We start from the raw sequence: 673 nt of genomic DNA on the forward strand, positions 1-673 counted from the left end.
TATGATCCGCTGGCAACCGTTTGGTCCGACAACGTCGTTTGTTGCTTTTAAATTGAACCGTCGCTAAACTGATACTGCTATGGAACGGACAACCGTCACCGAAGGGGCCGAAGGCTAAACTGACGGTGTTCGGTCGATTGATTCATGATGGTGACTCGATCGGCGTTTAACCCAAATCCGTGCGATAACCATGTGATGCAACGGAGGACGGGTGGTTCGTTTTCTCGTCTGCTTGCAAGTCTTTCGCCCGTCCCCGCTGATCACTGCCGTTATTCGGCTCACTTCTCCGTTCAGCGCCGCTCGCATTGGAGTCCTGTCCGATTCAATGCTTGACCATGCTCCCGAACTCATACTCGATCACCATCGGCTCGACTGCATGTCCTGGCCACGCTTGTTTGCAGAGACTGCCAGTGCATTTTGACGGGCAATGGATTGCACTGAAAGCCAACGCCTGATGTGGCGTGCCGAATCCTGCTCCGTTACAATGCTCGACGTTGTTTTCCCCGCGGGGCAGAACGCGATTCTCGCCTGGGTTTTCCCTGCGGGGCGACGACATGGAATGCAACACGGCCACCGACACCAAAAAAACCGGGCTTCGACGAAACCAACGCCCGTGCGAATAACCAAACCATGCACGCGAGCGGCGTGGCAGGCGAACAGGCCAAAAACACCA

It is taken from the genome of Novipirellula herctigrandis (assembly GCA_007859835.1).
Taxonomy (GTDB): domain Bacteria; phylum Planctomycetota; class Planctomycetia; order Pirellulales; family Pirellulaceae; genus Novipirellula_A; species Novipirellula_A herctigrandis.